This is a genomic window from Rhizobium sp. PEPV16 (assembly GCF_008919455.1).
GTDB classification, from domain to species: Bacteria; Pseudomonadota; Alphaproteobacteria; order Rhizobiales; family Rhizobiaceae; genus Rhizobium; species Rhizobium leguminosarum_Q.
The window spans coordinates 20,818-26,040 of sequence record NZ_VSZV01000288.1 but is presented as its reverse complement, the minus strand read 5'-3'; the positions used below and the strand labels follow the sequence as shown (position 1 = coordinate 26,040).

The 5,223-nt window shown below is 58.7% G+C and carries 5 protein-coding genes and 3 pseudogenes; 2 read left to right on the top strand and 6 right to left on the bottom strand.

The window, feature by feature from the left end; all coding sequences use genetic code 11:
• The 5 genes and pseudogenes from FY112_RS13810 to FY112_RS13790 all read right to left on the bottom strand — a co-directional run.
• Positions 1-181: pseudogene (locus FY112_RS13810) on the bottom strand (hypothetical protein); the annotation flags it as partial.
• A gap of 65 nt (positions 182-246) precedes the next feature.
• Positions 247-330 (bottom strand): annotated as a pseudogene (locus FY112_RS13805) (sulfurtransferase); the annotation flags it as partial.
• Between the two features lie 115 nt (positions 331-445).
• On the bottom strand, positions 446-982 hold the full coding sequence (locus FY112_RS13800; protein ID WP_245372555.1) for a hypothetical protein: 537 nt from the start codon (positions 980-982) through the stop codon (positions 446-448).
• Between the two features lie 23 nt (positions 983-1,005).
• Positions 1,006-1,257 (bottom strand): annotated as a pseudogene (locus FY112_RS13795) (ABC transporter permease); the annotation flags it as partial.
• Between the two features lie 390 nt (positions 1,258-1,647).
• Complete coding sequence (locus FY112_RS13790; RefSeq protein ID WP_026158568.1) at positions 1,648-2,028, bottom strand: hypothetical protein; 381 nt, start codon at positions 2,026-2,028, stop codon at positions 1,648-1,650.
• 648 nt (positions 2,029-2,676) lie between these two features.
• Here FY112_RS13790 and FY112_RS13785 point away from each other — a divergent pair.
• The gene (locus FY112_RS13785) at positions 2,677-3,498 is read left to right on the top strand and encodes a DUF1206 domain-containing protein (RefSeq protein ID WP_151518587.1); all 822 of its coding nucleotides are present in this window, start codon (positions 2,677-2,679) and stop codon (positions 3,496-3,498) included.
• 27 nt (positions 3,499-3,525) lie between these two features.
• Here FY112_RS13785 and FY112_RS13780 read toward each other — a convergent pair whose 3' ends face one another.
• Entirely contained in the window at positions 3,526-4,563 is a 1,038-nt protein-coding gene (locus FY112_RS13780; RefSeq protein WP_131623442.1) for a PAS domain-containing protein, read from the bottom strand.
• Between the two features lie 205 nt (positions 4,564-4,768).
• Between FY112_RS13780 and FY112_RS37730 the strand changes: the two genes are divergently transcribed.
• Positions 4,769-5,223, top strand: a 455-nt coding sequence (locus FY112_RS37730) for a PAS domain S-box protein (RefSeq protein ID WP_246700669.1), incomplete at its 3' end; no start/stop codon positions are given.

The window sequence follows — 5,223 nt, the reverse complement described above, 5'->3', positions numbered from 1 at the left end:
GGAGCTGTTCGAGGACCTCGTCGGCGAATTCTTCGTCGAAGACGGCGGGTTCGGCCGCAAGGCCCACGGCCGCGAGTTCTTCGAAGATCCGGTGGAAGCGGTTGTTCTGCGGCGTCGCCGCGCGCCGGGCTTCCCGGTCGCCGCGCCAGACGATCGCAATCCGTGGGGGCGCGTTCTTCATGGAAGCAACTCGAACGACAGGCGATAGGCGAAGACGCCTTGACTGAGCTTGCATCCCTGCCGGCAGCGGACGTCTATCAGCGTCTGGGGGCCTGAGGTGCCGATGATCCGATTCAGCTTGTCAGGTGTGATTTCAAGAAATGACGGCATGGCGCGTCCTCCGTTGGTGCGGTTCAAGGACGCGATTCTTCGGCCGTAGCCTCGTGGGGCGATCGCTGCCCCATGATCCGAAATTCTCAAAGCAGGATCGCCCTGTCAAGCGGCTTCAGTTTTCAATCCGCTGCTCGGAGACGACGCTCGCCACAACCTCGTCGGCGCCGTTCGGATAGATTGGAAGGTCGAGCGTTAGCGCTTCCTTCACGCCCTCGCGCTCGATCGCAAAGAACTTCCGCACCCGCCCTTGTCCCTTCTGCTCTCCAGAAGGCCGCGCGGCTCCCGTCGACGCGAAGCTGCTTTCGAATGCGGCCGCGTCGGTCCCTGCGAAGGCCATGGTGCAACTCTCGACGGTCTTTGGGCCGACGGCCCCACGTGCGACCACCACCGCCTCGAAAGGAGACGTGCCGTCCGAATTCACGAGCCAGCCTTGGAAGGTCGCTGGTTCCCCGAGAGGCTGAATGCCCATCGTCATGTCGTCCGCCAGATTCGGCCAGCCGCTTTCCTTCGCGAGTGCGACCGTCTGGTCGTAGCGCGGCCCGTGTTCGAGGCACCGCTCGGCGAACCGCTGGAACGGCGACGTCGTCTCCTCGCACTGGGCGACGCCTGCCAATGCCAGCAGCGCTGCCGTCGCGCCAATCATGGCCATTTTTGTTCGACGCATCATTGCCCTCATGTAAACGCCAGCCAATTCGCTATCTCGGCCGCAGCGACGGCAACCAGCACCAGCCCCGCGAAGCCACCCGTCGCGCGGGATACGGAACCCAACAGCCGCGGCCGCGTCCTCATCAGATAGGCGATGCGGTCGCGGAAAACCACCGTCAGGAGGGCGACCACGGAGAGCGTCAGCCCGACGCCCATCATCATGGTGAAGGCAAACAGCAGGCCGGTGACGACGACCTGATGGATCAGGGCGAAGGTCATCGGATCCCTCAAGCCAGGAATAAGGTCGGGCAAAGCCCGGCGTGACGTCCGACGTCCGGAACAGTTCCTCCATCTTGTCTTCGACGACGACATCCCGGTATCGGCGATCGCCGACGCCCAGGGCCGGCGCTTCGTCCGTCGTGAAGGTGTAGTCCTTTCGGGTGAGAAGCGGAACTGCCGACCCCTCAGGCGGGTTTGAAAGCAGGTCGCTCGGCTGGTTTTCACCCCGAAAACCGCTGTCTCCTGTTAAGCCGGGCGGCCGCCTCGGCTTGCAGGTCGACGGTCCTCTTGATCGATGTTGCAGATCCTTCAAGAAGGACGACAGCTCAGCTGCTTCACCGATGCTTGCAGCGCCCTCGCCCGGCTTGCAAATCGATCACGGCCTCGAGGCTATTTCCAGGAATTTATGCCAATATTCTCTTTTCCGTTCAACGCGCTAACAGACTTCTGGCCCGTATTATTCCAGGTATCACATACCGCCTTGCCCGCGTCCCTACCCCCCTTCCAGGTACGGCAGAACGTGTTGCCGGAAATGTGCCACACGCCGTCAATCGAGATTACATCTCCGGAATCGAGTTTAACCTGACCATGTGCGGTGCCGTCCTTGAGTAGAGAAAGCTCCCCACTGTAGCCCTCTTTTGGCCCGCCCATCGCAATCACCTTGCCGTCTGAAAGCAGAGCCTGAAGCTCCTTTCCTATCATCGCGGTAGCAGCAATAGCTTGCGTTCCGAGAAACATTATAGATAGTACAGTCAGTATAGTTCTGTGCATTTGCCAATCCCCACCATCCCCGTCAAGCACAGTTTCTATCCGACAGATATGAACTACAAGTCATCTCTTGTAATTAGCTACCAATCGCTTTGCAGAAAAAGCGAAGTCGAACGATAGTTTGATAGTTTCCAGCAGATATCTGGGGAAAAGTTAATTCATGGATTATTGTTTTATTGAAAACTTATGATTTGTGTTTGAAATGGATTTTGCAGCGCAATTAATTCGCCAGCCCAGAAAACACCCCCTTTCCTGATCCCCGCCCCAGCGGGGTTTTTCTTCTCTGAACTCATCAATCGTTGCGCAAGTACAGATCAATGCAAGCATTGGTGCGGAAGCGCACAGGAACCTTTTCGACCAATCGTTGTTTTGACATCAGGATCGTACAGGTGGCCCCAATCCCGGGGCCGTCCGCCATCCCTTCCTTCCTGTACGATCCGTCCTTTCCAGCTTGCCCCGTTTCGGCGGGGCTCCTTTTTTGATCCGCAGCGAGCAAAGCGCGACCAGCCCATTCCGCCGAGAAATAAACCTGGGCGAGAGTTTGACAGGAAGACGCGCCGGTCAGGCCGGAGAATGCCTCCCGGCTTCTCAGGAAAACTTTCCGAGGGTTGGCGCGTTAATATCGCACGCTCAAACCGACGGGGACCGCTGATGACCAAAGGATATCGATTTGATCTGCTCGCCAAAGGCGGCTATGTCACGCGCGGCGTTGTCTTTCTCCTTGTGGCCGGGCTTGCTCTCCTCTCTGGCCTGGCCGGTGGCCGGCCGGAGACTAAATCCGCGCTTTCGGCACTGCTTGGGCAGCCGCTCGGTCGCGTTTGGGTCGGATTGATCGGACTCGGCCTTCTCGGTTTTGTCGCCTGGAGGTTGGCGCAGTCTCTAGCCGATAGCGACGGCCATGGCGGCAACGCAAGAGGATTGGCGATCCGATCCGCACTCTTCGGCAGCGCCATCACCTATCTCGGGCTTGCTGGATATGCACTCGGCAAGGCTCTTTTCATGGGCGGCGGCAGCGGAAGTTCCGGTGAGAAGGATCTGGCAGGATGGATCATGTCGCAGCCCTTCGGCTCCTACCTTGCGATCGCCGTCGGCGTTGGCTTCGTCATCGGCGGCTTCGTGACGGCCGCCAAGGGCATCACCAGGAAGTTCGAGCGCCACCTTCGGATACCTGATCAAAAGGGTATTGTGGCATTGGTATGCATCTACGGTCTTGTCGCCCGCGGCGTCGTGTTCGCGATTACCGGGGTCCTTTTCGCCTATGCGGGTTTCAGGGTGGATCCTGGACAAGCCGGCAGCATGGGCGACGCCTTGGAATGGCTCCGCCAGCTACCGCTGGGATCCTTTCTGTACGTCGCCGTCGCCGTTGGATTGGCGGCTTTCGGAATTTATAATCTTGTTGAGGCAAGGTACCGCATCGTTCGGAGTCCTTCGCTAGCGGACGCTAAGCGTTCGATCTCGATGGCGGGTTCTTGACATCACTTTTCCTGTGCCAAGGTGCCGTTATGCGGAGGTCGAGCCGGCAGTTGGAACTTCAATGTCGATAAGCAGCCCTTCGTCCGACCAGGTTTTCTCGAGACGTCCTTGAAGCTGCTTTTCAACCATTGCGCCGACGATCACCGTACCAAAACCTCGCTTGGCCAATTTGGGTGGAGTGGGGGCGCCCACCTCCTGCCACCGGATGTTAAAGCCGGCCCCTGACGGTCCGGGCTTCCAACTGATCGAAAGCCTGCCTTGCGCAGTGGCAAGCGCACCGTGGTGGGCTGCGTTGACAGCGAGCTCATGGAGCACGAGCGCAAGGGGCTGGACGACGGGTGCCGGCATTTTGACATCCGGGCCGCTAAAAACGGCGCGGGTGGCCGCGAACGGCGCCACCTGTTGGCGAATGAGTTCCTCAAGAGAAATGCTTGTCCATCGTCGCGCAGCAAGCAAGCTATGTGCACGGGCGAGCGCGTGAACGCGGTGTTGAATGGCGGCGGCGTAAAGCGCGGGGTCTTCGGCATTGCTCAGGCGGACGATGCTGTCGACGATCGCCAAGACATTCTTGGATCGGTGGTCGACCTCCATGAGCAGGCGATGTTCGGAGGCCTCCAGTGCCTCGATCCGCCGGTATTCCGTCATGTCGATCTGAGATCCAAAAAAATACAGGATCCTTCCGTCATCCCCATGGACGGGACTGAGATGCAAGCGGTTCCAGAACTGCTCCCCGCTCTTCTTATAATTGAGGATCTCGACGCTGATCTCACGCTCGCCGGCGATAGCGGCACGAATTTCGGCGACGGCGATCGGAGACGTCGCGGGGCCCTGCAGGAAACGACAGTTGTGGCCTAGCACTTCTTGGGCCTCGTAACCTGTCAGCTCGAGGAATGCCTTGTTTGCAAGCACGATCGGCTGATCGGCCTTACGCCCATCGGTAACGACCATCGGCATCCTGGTGCGTTCAAATGCGATCGCTGCCAATTCTTTCCGATCGGCAGAAGCTGCTTTTGAAGATGCGGAGGGCAAATCCCCGTGGAGTTTTTCTTTGGTATGGGCTGTCATGCTTCACGCTCACAAGGTCGTCGATTGATAACGTAGCGCGTGTATCTTTGTTTCCGAGACAGTTGCGTGGCTTAGGCGATCGCCGCTCCCGAGATTTGCCGGACAACGTGTCACGGCTGCGGCCTTTGCCAACGCCACGCCGTCCGGTATAAATCAGGATGAGGCCTTTCAGCCTTGCAGGCCCTGAAAGGATCAGACGCAGCATATGATCATGAAACTCTTTTCCAAATCCAGCCGCTCCCGAGAACGCTTTCTCGAAGCGATCCTCCAAAGCGCGATCGAGTATGCGATCATCTCCATGGATCTCGATGGCCTGGTGACCACGTGGAATGAGGGCGCGCGCCGGATTCTCGGTTGGGATGCGGATGAGATTGTCGGCCAGCCTGCGGCGGTCATTTTCACCGAGGAAGACAGGCAGGCCGGGATTCTCCAGCGGGAAATGACTGCCGCCTTGACCGAAGGTCATGGCAATGATGAGCGCTGGCACGTTCGCAAGGACGGCTCGTTGTTCTGGGCGTCCGGTCAGATGATGGCGTTGACGTCGGACGACGGCGAAGTCGAGGGCTTCGTAAAAATTCTGAGGGATCGCACCGAGCAGAGAGAGAATGAGGAGCGACAACGCGTTCTGATGCACGAACTCTCTCATCGTATGAAAAACAC

What these genes read in the sequence shown, in the direction of transcription:
- FY112_RS13780 (WP_131623442.1), bottom strand. Translation starts at nt 4,563, where the DNA reads ATGACAGCCCATACCAAAGAAAAACTCCACGGGGATTTGCCCTCCGCA.
- FY112_RS13790 (WP_026158568.1), bottom strand. Translation starts at nt 2,028, where the DNA reads ATGCACAGAACTATACTGACTGTACTATCTATAATGTTTCTCGGAACG.
- FY112_RS13800 (WP_245372555.1), bottom strand. Translation starts at nt 982, where the DNA reads ATGGCCATGATTGGCGCGACGGCAGCGCTGCTGGCATTGGCAGGCGTC.
- FY112_RS13785 (WP_151518587.1), top strand. Translation starts at nt 2,677, where the DNA reads ATGACCAAAGGATATCGATTTGATCTGCTCGCCAAAGGCGGCTATGTC.